Genomic DNA, 14728 nt, shown 5'->3' with positions numbered 1-14728 from the left:
TTTATTCACAATAGAAGAAGTACCACCAAATTTGACGAAGAACCAGAAAAATAATATTCATTTCTCATGTTCTCATAGTTGCTCTGTAATAATCTTATAGCCAGTTAGTTGCTGAATGAGAAATGTTTTGAGAAAGCCTATTTCTCATAGTTTCCTTAGTGAAATAGGCCTCAAAACTGTTATTTCTCATCTATTTTCGAGGTATTTCTCATACTGTTATTCACTTTGTTCGGCTATTTTTTTCTTTATATATACCCTGTGTGCTCCTCTTCCAGTGATTTCTATTCCAGAATCCGGTTGATGTCCCCATTGCTTGAGTTCGTTGGTTGCTGCTGTTTGCAACAATCCTGTTAATTTGCGATATTCCCAAACGGTCAGGAAAGGATGTTCATCCAGATACTTTAGAGCTAATGCCAGTCGTTGTTCCGATGTGAATTTTTTAGAGGATCGCTGCTTTTTCCAGGGTGCTCTTTCCAGTTGGCATCTTTCGCTGATATTTCTCACCATTTCTCGGTCTACCCGGAAATTTACACCTCCTATAAAGATACTTTGTGCGTTGCGATGAGTTCCACCTTCTTCCGGATCTTCCCGCTCCTTGTCTCTACCTAAAGTAAGAGAGGGAGTAAACGTTCCTATTCCGTCTATCTTTACTGAGCGTCCTTCTGCCATCAGATGCGCCATTTCAATGGCGGTCTGAAGTAGTACGCCTTCTATGTCTCCTGCACTGAATCCACTGACGTCGCCAACTCGTTGCGCCAACTCTTTTATGCTTGCATTATCTATCCGCGCAAATTTAGGATAAGTAATTCTTTTGCCTGTTTTCTGAAGATCGGGCATCTCCTCCATGATATATCTTGCCATATCATCTATTGTTTAAAGTATTAATAGATAAGTTCTTTTGTATTAGAGGCAAACTTCCTTTCTTCTAATAGTAAAGTTCCTTTTGATTAATTATAAACTATAAATGCAACTTTTGTTTTTATAATTGAAGCTTGCGTTTATAAAAACAAAGCTTTCATTTTTATAATCAAAGCTTGCATTTATAGTTTACTCTTATACAAAGGTAAGTTTTCTATTTGACAAAAAGAAGTTTATCCTTAATAAAGAAGGAGTTTTCTATTAATAGTTTGGGAGGGAATGAAGATGATTAAAGAGAAAGGATATAACGGGATTTTATGCTTAATATATTATTTCCTAAAAAGTGGATGCAATGCTTCTGTTAGTTTTTAGAAAAGTGTATATTTGTAATATTATGAGTCATACTAATATCATGCAAGCTGAGGAAAATGATTTGGTAAACATTTTATCTTTGCAAAAGAAATCTTTTATGGTGGTGGTCGAACGAATGAATAAATTCGATCTTCCCCCTTTGTTGCAAAATCAGGATGAGATTTGTGATGAGTATCAGACAGGCATTATTCTCAAATACGTATCAGATGATGGACAGATTGTAGGTTCTGTCAGGGGACGTATGGATGAAAATAGAGTATGTCATATTGGTAAATTGATAGTGCATCCCGATTTTCAGAATAAAGGTATAGGTAGAGAACTTATGACTGAAATAGAACGATTATTTCCCCACTGTCATAAGTTTTCTCTTTTTACGGGCGAAGAGACACCCAATACTTTGCATCTATATAGCAAAGTCGGTTATAATATTGTATGTAGAAAAGAAATGGAGGGTATCAGCATGATTATTATGGAAAAAGAAAAACTTACTTATAGAGATTTTACGTTTGACGATTTAGAAACTGTTTGTAAATTACCTCGAAACAAGCAGGAGCTGTTTTTTATGTTTCCTAAAGCTGATTTTCCTTTAACAATCGATCAATTAAAGAATACAATAAAAGATAGATTTGATTCGACTGTTGTTTTATTTAATAATGAAGTAGTAGGGTTTGCAAACTTCTATGAGGTAAGAGAATTTCAATATTGTGCTATTGGAAATGTAATAGTAAGTCCTTGTTTTCGTAATCGTGGCGTTGGCACATTTCTGATAAATGCTATGGAAGATATTGGGAAAAAGAAATATAATGTATCGGAGCTTCATTTGTCTTGTTTTGATGTTAATACGAGTGGGCTTCTGTTATATACTAAATTAGGATATAAACCCTATGAAATAGAGAAGTACATTAATAAGGAAAACGAAGTCTCGGCTTTAATAGAATTGAAAAAAGTGCTGTGATTCGAAATAAATCACTTATTTGATTCTGTTATCTCCTGAAAGTATGATAACTTAAAAAAATGCGAGAAGTATCTATGACTGACTATAACTTACAACGATTTTTAGATGCCCAACGAGGTGATTATGAACAAGCCCTTGTAGAAGTTAGAAACGGGCGGAAATATTCCCATTGGATTTGGTATATATTTCCTCAACTGAAAGGATTGGGCATGAGTTATAATTCACAGTATTATGGCCTTAGCGGCAAAGAAGAGGCTGAAGCATATCTTGCCCATCCAATTTTGGGAGAAAGACTTCGTGAAATAACGTCTGTTTTTCTTCATTTGAAAAATAAAACGGCGCAGGAAGTTTTCGGTTCGTTAGATGCGATGAAAGTATTGTCATGCATGACGCTTTTTAATGAAGTTGCTTCGGATGATTTGTTTCAGCAAGTGATCGACCATTATTTTCAGGGTAAAGTGGATGAGACAACAAAAAGAAAATTGGAATAATAACTAATACTATTTTATATGGGCTGTTTAATGAATCTATTGTGGCTGCTGCTTGGTGGTATCTTTACTGCTGTCGAATACCTCATTTCGAGTTTATTGATGATGCTGACCATTATCGGCATTCCTTTTGGAATGCAAACATTGAAGTTGGCCGGACTTGCTTTATGGCCTTTCGGTAAAGAAGTCAGAAGTGGGAACCGTTCCGGTGGCTGCCTCTATATATTGATGAATATCCTGTGGATATTTCTGGGTGGCATTTGGATCTGTCTGTCACATTTGGTTTTCGGGGCTATATTGTGCATTACCATTATCGGAATCCCTTTTGGATTACAACACTTCAAGTTGGCATCTTTGGCATTATCGCCTTTTGGGAAAGACATTGTAACAGTGTGAGAGTAGTTGGGAGAGAGTATGCTTATAATTAAAAGTTATAATGCATAATTAGAAACTATTGGTGGGTCTTGATTGTTTACCGTACCTTTGCACCCGGAAAACAATTAAAGACAAAAAGATATGATTTCAACAGCTACAAAAACTTTGCAGGCAAATAATAAGATGATTTATGTTGCGCTGCTTTCCACTCTGACTTTCTTCCTGTTTTTAGACTATATTCCGGGATTGGAAGCATGGTCAGCTTGGGTAACTCCTCCGGTTGCTTTGTTCCTCGGACTTATTTTTGCATTAACTTGCGGACAAGCACATCCAAAGTTTAATAAGAAAACATCGAAATATCTGTTACAATATTCAGTAGTAGGACTGGGATTCGGTATGAACCTTCATTCTGCTTTAGCTTCCGGTAAGGAAGGTATGGAATTTACGGTCATTTCAGTAATCGGAACATTGGTGATTGGCTGGTTCATCGGACGTAAATTGTTTAAAATAGACCGGAATACAGCTTATCTTATCAGTTCGGGAACCGCTATCTGTGGTGGTAGTGCTATCGCAGCAGTGGGACCGGTGTTGAAAGCGAAGGACAGTGAAATGTCTGTGGCATTAGGTACAATCTTTATCTTGAATGCTATTGCACTTTTCATTTTCCCTGCCATTGGTCATGCATTGAATATGGATCAACAACAGTTCGGAACATGGGCAGCTATTGCCATTCATGATACCAGTTCTGTAGTAGGTGCGGGAGCTGCCTATGGTGAAGAAGCATTGAAGGTGGCTACTACTATCAAATTAACTCGTGCTCTTTGGATTATCCCGATGGCTTTTGCTACTTCATTTATATTCAAGAGCAAAGGGCAAAAGATCAGTATTCCATGGTTCATCCTCTTCTTCGTATTGGCATTGGTGGTAAATACTTATTTACTGGATGGAGTGCCACAATTAGGAGCAGCTATCAACGGTGTTGCCCGTAAGACTTTGACGATAACTATGTTCTTTATCGGTGCTTCTCTTTCTATTGATGTTCTGAAAGCCGTTGGAATTAAACCTCTGATTCAAGGAATATTGCTTTGGATAATTATCAGCTTGAGTACATTAGCATATATTTATTTTGTATAAGAGATAAAAGAGAGAATGATATAAAAGAGAAAAAGGTGGGAGAATGATCGTATACGACTTTCTCCCACCTTTATTTATTTAGCTTTCAGCCTACGGATAAGCAGATCTAAAGCTATTTATTTCTTCTTCAATTCTTCAAAAATCAGTCCTTCCAGTTCTTCTGCCAGTTCAGGATTATCCATAATGCATTGTTTAGCAGCATCACGTCCTTGTCCTAACTTAGTGTCGTTGTAGCTATACCATGAACCACTCTTCTTGATGATTCCCAGTTCAGCCCCCAAGTCGATAATTTCTCCGGAGTGGGAGATACCTTCACCGAACATGATGTCAAATTCAGCTCTGCGGAAAGGAGGCGCTACTTTGTTTTTCACTACTTTCACTTTGGTCAGTTTACCAAGGATCTCTTCACCATCTTTGATAGGTTGGCTACCACGGATATCCAAACGTACGGAAGCATAGAACTTCAAAGCGTTACCACCAGTCGTTGTTTCCGGGTTACCGAACATAACACCGATCTTCTCACGCAACTGGTTAATGAAAATACAAGTCGTACGTGTCTTGCTCACTGCAGCTGTCAACTTACGGAGAGCCTGAGACATCAAACGTGCCTGAAGACCTACCTTATTGTCACCCATGTCACCTTCGATTTCCGCTTTAGGAGTCAGTGCGGCTACAGAGTCGATAACGATGATGTCGATAGCAGAAGAACGGATCAGTTGTTCTGCAATTTCCAAAGCCTGTTCTCCGTTATCCGGTTGAGAGATATAAAGATCATCAATGTTTACTCCCAGCTTAGATGCATAGAAACGGTCGAAAGCATGCTCGGCATCAATAAAAGCAGCGATACCGCCAGCTTTTTGCGCTTCAGCAATGGCATGAATAGCCAATGTTGTTTTACCGGATGATTCCGGGCCATAGATTTCGATGATTCTACCTCTAGGGTAACCTCCAACACCAAGTGCCACGTTCAAGGCAATAGAGCCTGTCGGGATCACTTCTACTTGTTCAACACTATCATCTCCCATTTTCATGATAGAACCTTTACCGAAGCTCTTTTCTATCTTTTCCATGGCAGCCTGTAAGGCTTTTAGTTTTTCGCTTGATGCCATTTTATTATCTGTTTCAAAATTAAGTTCATCTTTCTTTGCCATACCTTATTCTTATATAATTAATGGAGTTATTGATTTAAAATCTGTGAGGCATGTTCCTTGGTCTTCACTTCTTTAGGAGTGATAATCCGTTCTACGATTCCCTCTTCATTAATCAGGAAAGTAGTGCGGAAAGTACCCATGTAAGCACGTCCGTACAGTTTCTTTTCTCCCCATACTCCAAACTCTTCCACTAACTTTTTGTCAGTGTCGGCAATCAGGGTAAAAGGAAGATTGTTCTTTTCGATAAATTTCTGGTGCGACTTTTCATTGTCTACGCTGACACCGATTACTTCATAGCCGGCTTTACGTAGTTCGGAATAGTTGTCGCGCAGATTACACGCTTGTGCGGTGCAACCCGATGTACTGTCCTTCGGGTAGAAGTACAACACAATCTTTTTTCCTTTATAAGCACTTAAACGGATTTCTTCGCCTTTTTCATTGATGCCTAAGACTTCCGGTGCTTTATCTCCTACGTTTATCATAACTATCTTTTTAATGAACAGGTCTACTCTTATAATTCCAGATTTTTGTCGAACTCTTCATGCCAGGGAAGACCTTGCTTGTTGAGTTGTTCCATAAACGGATCCGGATTGAACTCTTCTACGTTGTTTACACCCGGACGTTTCCATTCACCTTTGAAGAACATCATCGCTCCGATCATTGCCGGAACTCCGGTGGTGTAGCTCACTCCTTGCATACCAGTTTCCCGGTAAGCTTCCTGATGGCTGCAGTTGTTGTATACATAATAAGTACGTTCCTTGCCATCTTTCAAACCGCGGATACGACAACCGATAGAGGTTTCTCCTTCGTAGTTTTCTCCTAAATCCTGCGGGTTAGGCAATACAGCTTTCAAGAATTGCAGCGGCACAATCTTCACTCCGTTGTAATCAACTTCGTCGATTCGTGCCATACCGATGTTTTGGATAACGCGTAAGTGAGTTAAATACTCTTGTCCGAAAGTCATCCAGAAACGTGCACGTTTGATCGTCGGGTAATGTTTCACCAATGACTCCAGTTCTTCGTGATAAAGGAGATAAGAATCACGGGGACCGATGTTCGGATATGTCAGGTCTTTATGAATTTCCAGCGGACCGGTAGTTACCCATTTGCCATTTTCATAATAGCGTCCGTTCTGTGTAATTTCGCGAATGTTGATTTCCGGATTGAAGTTCGTAGCAAATGCTTTATGATGGTTACCCGCATTACAGTCTACAATGTCCAGATATTGAATCTCATCAAAATAATGTTTAGCTGCATAAGCGGTATAGATGCCACTTACTCCCGGGTCGAATCCGCAACCGAGAATAGCTGTCAGACCTGCTTCTTTGAAGCGATCGTGGTAAGCCCACTGCCAACTGTATTCAAAGTGAGCTTCATCCTTCGGCTCGTAGTTAGCGGTGTCCAGATAGTTCACTCCAGCTTTCAGACAAGCTTCCATAATAGTCAGATCCTGATAAGGGAGAGCCACATTAATCACCATTTCCGGTTTGAAATCGTTGAATAAGGCTACCAGCTCATCTACATTGTCTGCATCAACTTTAGCTGTTTTTATATTGGGGTTACCTATTGCCTCGACGATTTTATCGCATTTTTCTTTCGTACGGCTGGCAATCATGATATCTGTAAATACATCGGCATTTTGTGCCACTTTGTGCGCAACGACAGTGCCAACACCGCCCGCACCAATAATAAGAACTCTACCCATTTCGTTAATTGCGAATTAAAATATTAAGAATATTGGAATTGTTAGCTTTGCAAATATACGTGATTATTTTCAGATAATCATTCGCAGCTACCCCTTTTTATTTGTAACGCTGCAAGGTTCCATTTTCAAATTCCAGTGTTTTGCCATTGTAGAACCAAGTTTCGAAACGATTGTCTTTTTTCAGCTCGATTTCTATCGGATCACCAATGGATAAACGACATTCCACTGTACTCATGCCCGTCTCCAGATCTCCCCGGGAGATAATCTGCCAACGATTTTCTGTAATACCCGGATATTTTTTATGTATATCTTCGAATCCGAAAAAGTCTTCGATATAATTTTCATTTCTGACGATAACATCATATTTCAGATCGGTTTCCAATTCATAGATTGCTCCGTCCTTGTCTTCTAATGAGAGAATAGCCAGACTGCCGGGAGGAGATAATCTAATATCTTTGATTTGCAGAACTGTATATCGGGGCAGGTGAACGCGTGATTCGGTCTGCTTGTCTTCAAAAGATATGATTCTTTTGGCTGGCAGCACCTTTTTAGGATAAACTGTCATTCCCATATATTTATTTTTCAGACTTTCGATAGTGCCCAGACTCTTATTGGTGAAACTGAATGCATTTGAGAAATATTTCATTCTCTTTTCTCCTTGAAAATCATTCAGGTCCATGCCGGAGTTTGTTCGTGAGAGGGCAACTTCCAGATAATAAGAATGTCCCTGTGTATCTTTGAATACGATTTTTGCCGGATATGCCTGACTGCCGACCCCAATAGCGGTAATCGTTGCTTCCGTATTGACGGGAATGGCTATATCCCGGTAGCCGGAATAATTGTTGGCATCGTCTATCCGGACGCTTTCTGCTTGTATATAGACAGTTTTTCCTACCAACAGTTCTTTTGCAGTATCCACATCTTTCAGATAAACCAATCCGTTGATGCCGGCACGGGGAGCTTTTTCGGAGATCTCCTCCAGCCGCATATTCTTTATCTCATAATAATATTTTCCTCCCTCACATTCGAAGATGAAGCGAGTGGAGTAGTTAGTCCCGTTGGGGATATTCTGAGCTTTCTCTTCAGTTCCCGTGAAAGTGAGTATTTTATGTTTCAGCAGGCTGTTGTCTACCCCTTTCTCGGTCTCGTAACTGGAAAGGGTGGGAAGGAACATGCTCCGTGGAGATGGAACGAACATAAATTTCATTCCGGGTGTCCATTTGCCCAGCGGTAGCAACGGAAAGTTACTTTTGATAAACTGTTCTTCTTGGCCTACAGGGATTTCCTGTGCAGAAGGAGTAGTGACGATGTAATCACTTTGGGCTGTGATAGGAGACGTACCACAGCAGAATAGAATCAAAGACAGGACAATTATTCTCATATTTGTTTACTTTAAGTGAACTATGTAAATTGTTCGTTTGTTGTACATTTACTGGCAAATGTATATATTTTATGTTGCATTGGATGTTATTTCCCAATCTTTTTGATATCTTTGCCCTCGATTTTAACTTAAACGTTATAACAATATGAAGAAAGTATTTGTTTCAATTTGCATTGCTGGTGCAGCACTTGCAATGTCTTCGTGCCGTTCGGTTGAGAAGGCAATTCCCCTGTCATCTATCAATGGTGAATGGAATATCATAGAAGTCAATGGCTCGAAAATCACTCCGGGTGAAAGTAAATCCCTTCCTTTTATCGCTTTTGATACAGCAACCGGTCGTGTGTCCGGCAATAGCGGCTGTAATCGGATGATGGGTAGCTTCGATGTAAATGCGAAGCCGGGAAGTCTTGAACTTACAGGAATGGCTAGTACCCGGATGATGTGTCCGGATATGACTACTGAAAATAATGTATTGAATGCTTTTGCGCAAGTAAAAGGATATAAGAAGGCAGGTAAGGACAAAGTGTATCTTTGCAATTCGTCCAACCGTCCGGTTGTCGTTCTACAAAAGAAGGAGGCTGATGTGAAACTTTCAGTTTTGAATGGAGAATGGAAAATAAAAGAAGTGAATGGTGAAGCAATTCCTTCCGGAATGGAAAAACAACCTTTCATTGCTTTTGATGTGAAGAAAAAGACAATTCATGGCAATGCCGGATGTAATCTGATTAATGGCGGTTTTGAAACCAGTACCAGTAATGCCAAATCAATTTCTTTCCCGGGAGTAGCAAGTACAATGATGGCTTGTCCGGACATGGAAACAGAAGGTAAGGTGCTGAAAGCTATCAATGAGGTGAAGTCATTCGATGTGTTGTCTGGTGGCGACATTGGTTTGTATGATGCAAATGGCGCATTGGTCATCGTGCTGGAAAAGTAATAAATAGATCAATCTATATAATAGGATATGCCTGTGTCGCACATGACGACACAGGCATATTTTTTTCCTTTCATCGAACCAGAGCCGTCTGCATTTGTTTAAAGAAACAGTTGCTGACTGGCTTTGAATATGACTATATCAGCAGTGTTTATTTATTAAAACTGTCTTTTTGGCAGATATTATGTCATGCATTCGTATAATTTCTTTTTGGCACACGGTTTGCTTTTTAGTAAGCGTCCGTTCGCGACGAGGCTCCTTGATAAGAGTCGGAGAAACAACCGGACAAAAAGAAATCAATGAATAAATAATAAATAAAAAAATAACGATCATGGGAAAAATTATTGGTATTGACTTAGGAACTACAAACTCTTGTGTTGCCGTATTCGAAGGTAACGAACCTGTAGTAATTGCAAACAGTGAAGGTAAACGTACGACTCCTTCTGTTGTCGCTTTCGTAGATGGCGGTGAACGTAAGGTGGGTGATCCTGCAAAACGTCAGGCTATTACGAACCCTACACGTACAATCTTCTCAATCAAACGTTTCATGGGTGAAACTTGGGATCAGGTACAGAAAGAGGTAGGTCGTGTTCCTTATAAAGTAGTGAAAGGTGACAATAACACTCCGCGTGTTGACATTGACGGACGTTTGTACACTCCGCAGGAAATCTCTGCTATGATTCTTCAGAAAATGAAGAAGACTGCTGAAGACTATCTCGGACAGGAAGTGACAGAAGCAGTTATCACCGTTCCTGCATATTTCTCCGACTCTCAACGTCAGGCTACTAAAGAAGCCGGACAGATTGCCGGTCTGGAAGTAAAACGTATTGTAAACGAACCGACAGCCGCAGCTCTTGCTTACGGTCTGGATAAGGCTCACAAAGATATGAAGATTGCTGTATTCGACCTTGGTGGCGGTACATTCGATATCTCTATCCTCGAATTTGGTGGTGGTGTGTTTGAAGTACTTTCTACAAATGGTGATACTCACCTGGGTGGTGATGACTTCGACCAGGTAATCATTAACTGGTTGGTACAGGAATTCAAGAACGACGAAGGTGCTGACTTGACTCAGGATCCGATGGCTTTGCAACGTCTGAAAGAAGCTGCTGAAAAAGCTAAGATTGAGCTTTCTTCTTCTACAAGTACAGAAATCAACTTGCCGTATATCATGCCGGTAGGTGGTGTGCCTAAGCACTTGGTGAAGACTTTGACTCGTGCAAAATTCGAATCTTTGGCTCACGAATTGATTCAGGCTTGTCTTGAACCATGTAAGAAAGCAATGAGCGATGCAGGTTTGAGTAATGCTGATATTGATGAAGTAATCCTAGTTGGTGGTTCTTCTCGTATTCCGGCTGTTCAGAAGTTGGTAGAAGATTTCTTCGGCAAGACTCCTTCTAAAGGTGTGAACCCGGATGAAGTGGTAGCTATTGGTGCTGCTGTACAGGGTGCTGTTTTGACAGATGAAATCAAAGGTGTAGTATTATTGGATGTTACTCCGTTGTCAATGGGTATCGAAACACTGGGTGGTGTAATGACTAAGTTGATCGACGCTAACACTACCATCCCGGCTCGTAAGAGTGAAACATTCTCTACTGCTGCCGATAACCAGACGGAAGTTACTATCCACGTATTACAGGGAGAACGTCCGATGGCTGCACAGAACAAATCAATCGGTCAATTCAACTTGACAGGTATTGCTCCGGCTCGTCGTGGTGTTCCTCAAATTGAGGTTACATTTGATATCGATGCCAACGGTATCTTGAAAGTATCTGCAAAAGATAAGGCTACCGGTAAAGAACAGGCTATCCGTATTGAAGCATCCAGCGGTTTGAGCAAGGAAGAAATCGAAAAGATGAAGGCTGAAGCTGAAGCTAATGCTGAAGCAGATAAGAAAGAACGTGAAAAGATCGACAAGCTGAACCAGGCTGACAGCGTAATCTTCTCTACTGAAAATCAGTTGAAGGAATTAGGTGATAAGTTGCCTGCTGACAAGAAAGCTCCGATTGAAGCTGCTTTGCAGAAGTTGAAAGATGCTCACAAGGCACAGGATTTGGCTGCTATTGATACTGCTATGGCAGAAATCAATACTGCTTTCCAGGCTGCAAGTGCTGAAATGTATGCACAGAGCGGTGCACAAGGTGGAGCACAGGCTGGTCCTGATATGAACGGTGGTGCCGGCCAGCAAGATAACAGCAAGCACGGAGATAACGTTCAGGATGCTGACTTCGAAGAGGTGAAATAAGATAGATAGTTATTCGAAATAATAGATAGTAAAAAGGAGCGTAACTCAATAAGTTATGCTCCTTTTTGTTTTGTTAAATATTGAATTGTCTTTCGTTATTTGGAACATACTATCATGTATGCAAGAAATATATGCAAAGGTACGTTGACGAATTTGTTTTCAGATTTAATACCCGAAATTTTAACGATTCTCAAAGATTTAATTTACTTTTGCGTAATGCAGCTTAATTATGGAAAAGAAAAAGAAACAAGAAAATAGACCTAAGTAAGATTAAAACAGTGAGGTTAGAGATTAACTTTTCTGTTCCTAAAGAACAGGTTTGATGAACTACATCGAACGATGGCGCACATTGAGGAAGAGAAAATACCGGATCAAGTCGAAGAAAAGAAAGAGGAAAATAAGACGAAAAAGAAGAAGGACTAACAGTTTGTAATTTATGAAGTTATTCTTATATTTGCAGCGTATCATTATGTAGGTGGTACGCTTTTTACATATTATAGCCTAATCGCCATCGAACTACCACATTGAAAGCAGTAAGGCTATCTTAACTCACTTATGGGTGTATTGCGTTTATACGCCAATATACGGGCGTAGACTTTGCCTATAAGTGAGTAGGGTGTGGTAGCCCTCGATGGCGTTAGGCATTAGCTCTACGCCTTTTTCATATATGCGTGAGGTGATGCTAACTAAATGGAAACATTATTATTTAGTATTAACCAATAAACACAAGTGTATGGAAAAGCAATGTAAAAAGTGCGGCAAAAAGTTAGACAATGATTTTTCTGATTATTGCCTCGATTGTTTAAAGTTTAGTTATTCTGCATTAGTAAAAGAAAAGCAAGTAAAAAAGGGGAATTTAGTATTGGAATCGTGCAATAAGGAAGAGGTTACCTTAATTGTACTTGCTAATATAATACTTGCGGTAGGCATAATTGCTTCAATTATCTTCACGTTTATTATGGCGTATGATAAATATGGAGATATTCGTACTGATGGACTAATAATTACGATTGCTACTTTACTATCAAGTATTGCAACTTGGGCTATTCTTTTATGTATTGCAAAAACATCTAAAAACATTAGAGAGATTAGAAATAAATTGCTATCTTAGCAACCGAATTAAAGAAATAGACTCTTCCCAGTTATAGCTAACTAGGAAGAGTTTTTTTATAACTAAAAGTTAGAACGATAGGGCTAGTGTAGAGTCGTATATAACTGCCTTTATCAGTTTTAGATTATATTAGATCATACATAACGTAAAAATATACAATGATGTCGAATTTTATTTGTCAAATATTTAATGAATCCGGTGATAGACTGAGGATTAATCTTTCACAGTCACATCCTGCATGGATGGATATGCTTAATTTACTCTGTGGTGCAAAACCACTTGAATGGATTGATGACAGTTCTCATAACAAACTTTTCATTTGTTCCTCAGAACTGAAAGTTAGAATTCATGAAATCTGTAGTAAGTATAAATCTCAAGAATCAAATTTGTCAGTTATAGAGGATTATTTCAATAATCAAGTAGATAATTCGCGGCTAGCGTTTCTTAGAGAAGGGGCCTTATTAAGTGTTGATAATAATTTGGTAAAGAAAGCCGTGTTTATGGTCAGAAAGGCTAATTTCTTCGTTACTTATAATGTAATATCGTTTGGTGACAAGGAGGAATATACAGGACCGAATGACCTTAATGCTTGTGTCTGTCGTTTCTGTGGAAAGAAATATCCTGAAGTGCGTTTTAAGAAGAAAAATGCGCATGCAATTCCTGATGCTCTTGGTAATAAACTCGTTTTCTGCAATGATGAATGTCAGAGTTGTAATGCAGCTTTAAGTCCTATAGACAAGGAACTGGCAGAATATCTGAAATTCCGCAGGTCTGAGAATAAGATTGTCAACAAGAAGAATAAGATTATCAAAGTATGGGGACATAATTTCTTCTATGATGGTTCTATTGGAGAACTTAAAATATCACGTTTGGCTATTCTTGAAGAGACGGAAAGTAAGTATTATGTCAAACTTGAAGGGGCCGAACCAATAACACATTTAGGAATCTATAAGGCTCTTGCTAAGATTGCCATAGATTTGATGCCGCGTAATCTTGTAGATGAGTTCCGTACTACAATTGATTGGATTAAGGGAGGATTCGTTCCCAAAGTTCTTCCGAATGTTTTTTATGCCTATCGTGATTCATACATATGCCAGCCTCTGGCAAAGGTTTTTGTGCGACAAGGGATGGTATTGAGTCACGGATTACCAAAATGTATTGTTGCCTTGACTTTGGTAGACTTGACATTCTTTTTTATTGTGCCGCTTGGGAAGAGTGACCCAGTTTATGGGGGAGATTATCTAAAACGTTATATGGATTATCTTATCCAAAGTCTTCAACTAACTGAAACAAGATTGAATATAGAACATATTGATATGGCGGACAGAATTGGTAAATTTGCTCATGTGAAGGATTGGATTGATAAAGGTGAGTGTGAGATTGTAGACCAGAGTGAGTTTGATAACACGCAGGAGAAGAGTCCGAATAAAGTAGATTTCCCATCCTTTGAGCCATCACTGGTGAATATCTTCAATACTCAAATCACGATTGGATATCTGGCGCCGAATGCAAAGTTGTCAGGTGGATTACGGATTGAAGATTCCACTGTAAATATTATCAGTCAGAGTATATGTCCCGATATTGTGCGGTCAGTTTTTCGCTGTTTTTGGGAAATCGAGATTCAAACGATTTATAACCGGGAAACAGTGTTAAAAGCTCAATGTGAAGTTTATGCCGGTCATAAGTGCATATCCAAGGTTTGTTCGGTGCAGGTTGGAGAAATTTCTTCGTTTTTTATTGCATATATGCTTGATGCGGCATGCAAACGTATTGGAGAGATTGTTTCCGATAAATTTCATAAGTATGATTTCTCACAACTTGCTGAATATCTGATGGAGTCTGATGGGCATATTCTACATCCGAAGGAAGGTGCGGAACAATCTGTGATGAAGGCATTACGTTGAAAAAAGAGAGTGATATTTAGTAGAAGAGGGTGCACTTCACACACATTCGGGCATCTTTTTTTTATTTTGAATGGTTCTTCGTCAAATTTGGTGGTACTTCTTCTATTGTGAATAAATA

13 protein-coding genes and 1 pseudogene are annotated in these 14728 nt (G+C 39.3%); 9 read left to right on the top strand and 5 right to left on the bottom strand.

Translation table 11 applies throughout. From position 1 onward, the window contains the following. Positions 1-216: 216 nt before the first annotated feature. Positions 217-861 carry an HU family DNA-binding protein gene (locus tag DXB58_RS27065; RefSeq protein WP_122138849.1) on the bottom strand — a complete coding sequence of 215 codons (645 nt, stop codon included), beginning with the start codon at positions 859-861 and terminating at the stop codon, positions 217-219. A gap of 391 nt (positions 862-1252) precedes the next feature. Between DXB58_RS27065 and DXB58_RS27060 the strand changes: the two genes are divergently transcribed. From DXB58_RS27060 to DXB58_RS27045, 4 genes are all read left to right on the top strand, one after another. After that, positions 1253-2185 carry a GNAT family N-acetyltransferase gene (locus tag DXB58_RS27060; RefSeq protein WP_233527378.1) on the top strand — a complete coding sequence of 311 codons (933 nt, stop codon included), beginning with the start codon at positions 1253-1255 and terminating at the stop codon, positions 2183-2185. 59 nt (positions 2186-2244) lie between these two features. Next, complete coding sequence (locus DXB58_RS27055; RefSeq protein WP_122138847.1) at positions 2245-2676, top strand: DUF1810 domain-containing protein; 432 nt, start codon at positions 2245-2247, stop codon at positions 2674-2676. 18 nt (positions 2677-2694) lie between these two features. Further along, complete coding sequence (locus DXB58_RS27050) at positions 2695-3069, top strand: YccF domain-containing protein (protein ID WP_004305673.1); 375 nt, start codon at positions 2695-2697, stop codon at positions 3067-3069. A 120-nt stretch (positions 3070-3189) separates the two neighbouring features. Then, positions 3190-4182 (top strand): YeiH family protein, encoded by a 993-nt coding sequence (locus DXB58_RS27045; protein ID WP_122138846.1) that lies wholly within the window; start codon positions 3190-3192, stop codon positions 4180-4182. Positions 4183-4298: 116 nt separating this feature from the next. Here DXB58_RS27045 and recA read toward each other — a convergent pair whose 3' ends face one another. The 4 genes from recA to DXB58_RS27025 form a co-directional block, all read right to left on the bottom strand. Next, positions 4299-5333 carry a recombinase RecA gene (gene recA, locus DXB58_RS27040; protein ID WP_009000702.1) on the bottom strand — a complete coding sequence of 345 codons (1035 nt, stop codon included), beginning with the start codon at positions 5331-5333 and terminating at the stop codon, positions 4299-4301. Between the two features lie 26 nt (positions 5334-5359). Beyond that, positions 5360-5815, bottom strand: a complete 456-nt coding sequence (gene bcp / locus DXB58_RS27035) for a thioredoxin-dependent thiol peroxidase (protein WP_004312515.1) — start codon at positions 5813-5815, stop codon at positions 5360-5362. A gap of 29 nt (positions 5816-5844) precedes the next feature. Then, a complete protein-coding gene (locus DXB58_RS27030; protein WP_004302080.1) occupies positions 5845-7038 on the bottom strand; it encodes a saccharopine dehydrogenase family protein in 1194 nt (397 codons plus the stop codon). Between the two features lie 97 nt (positions 7039-7135). Next, positions 7136-8419: a hypothetical protein gene (locus DXB58_RS27025; protein WP_122138845.1), complete on the bottom strand. Its 1284-nt coding sequence runs from the start codon at positions 8417-8419 to the stop codon at positions 7136-7138. Between the two features lie 145 nt (positions 8420-8564). On the opposite strand from DXB58_RS27025, the gene DXB58_RS27020 reads away from it, so the two are divergent. The 5 genes and pseudogenes from DXB58_RS27020 to DXB58_RS26995 all read left to right on the top strand — a co-directional run bounded on the left by DXB58_RS27020 (position 8565) and on the right by DXB58_RS26995 (position 14610). Next, positions 8565-9353: an META domain-containing protein gene (locus DXB58_RS27020; protein WP_122138844.1), complete on the top strand. Its 789-nt coding sequence runs from the start codon at positions 8565-8567 to the stop codon at positions 9351-9353. Positions 9354-9681: 328 nt separating this feature from the next. Then, positions 9682-11595, top strand: coding sequence for a molecular chaperone DnaK (gene dnaK / locus DXB58_RS27010; RefSeq protein ID WP_122138843.1), 1914 nt, complete (start codon positions 9682-9684; stop codon positions 11593-11595). Between the two features lie 95 nt (positions 11596-11690). Next, a pseudogene (locus tag DXB58_RS27005) lies at positions 11691-11822 on the top strand (transposase); the annotation flags it as partial. 506 nt (positions 11823-12328) lie between these two features. Beyond that, positions 12329-12706 (top strand): hypothetical protein, encoded by a 378-nt coding sequence (locus DXB58_RS27000; RefSeq protein ID WP_122138842.1) that lies wholly within the window; start codon positions 12329-12331, stop codon positions 12704-12706. A 500-nt stretch (positions 12707-13206) separates the two neighbouring features. Further along, positions 13207-14610, top strand: coding sequence for an HNH endonuclease (locus tag DXB58_RS26995; protein WP_147338752.1), 1404 nt, complete (start codon positions 13207-13209; stop codon positions 14608-14610). Positions 14611-14728: the final 118 nt, after the last annotated feature.

Source organism: Bacteroides sp. OM05-10AA, assembly GCF_003439055.1.
GTDB lineage: Bacteria > Bacteroidota > Bacteroidia > Bacteroidales > Bacteroidaceae > Bacteroides > Bacteroides intestinigallinarum.
Note: the sequence above shows the minus strand (reverse complement) of the source record. Positions and strands in the feature narration are given on the sequence as shown.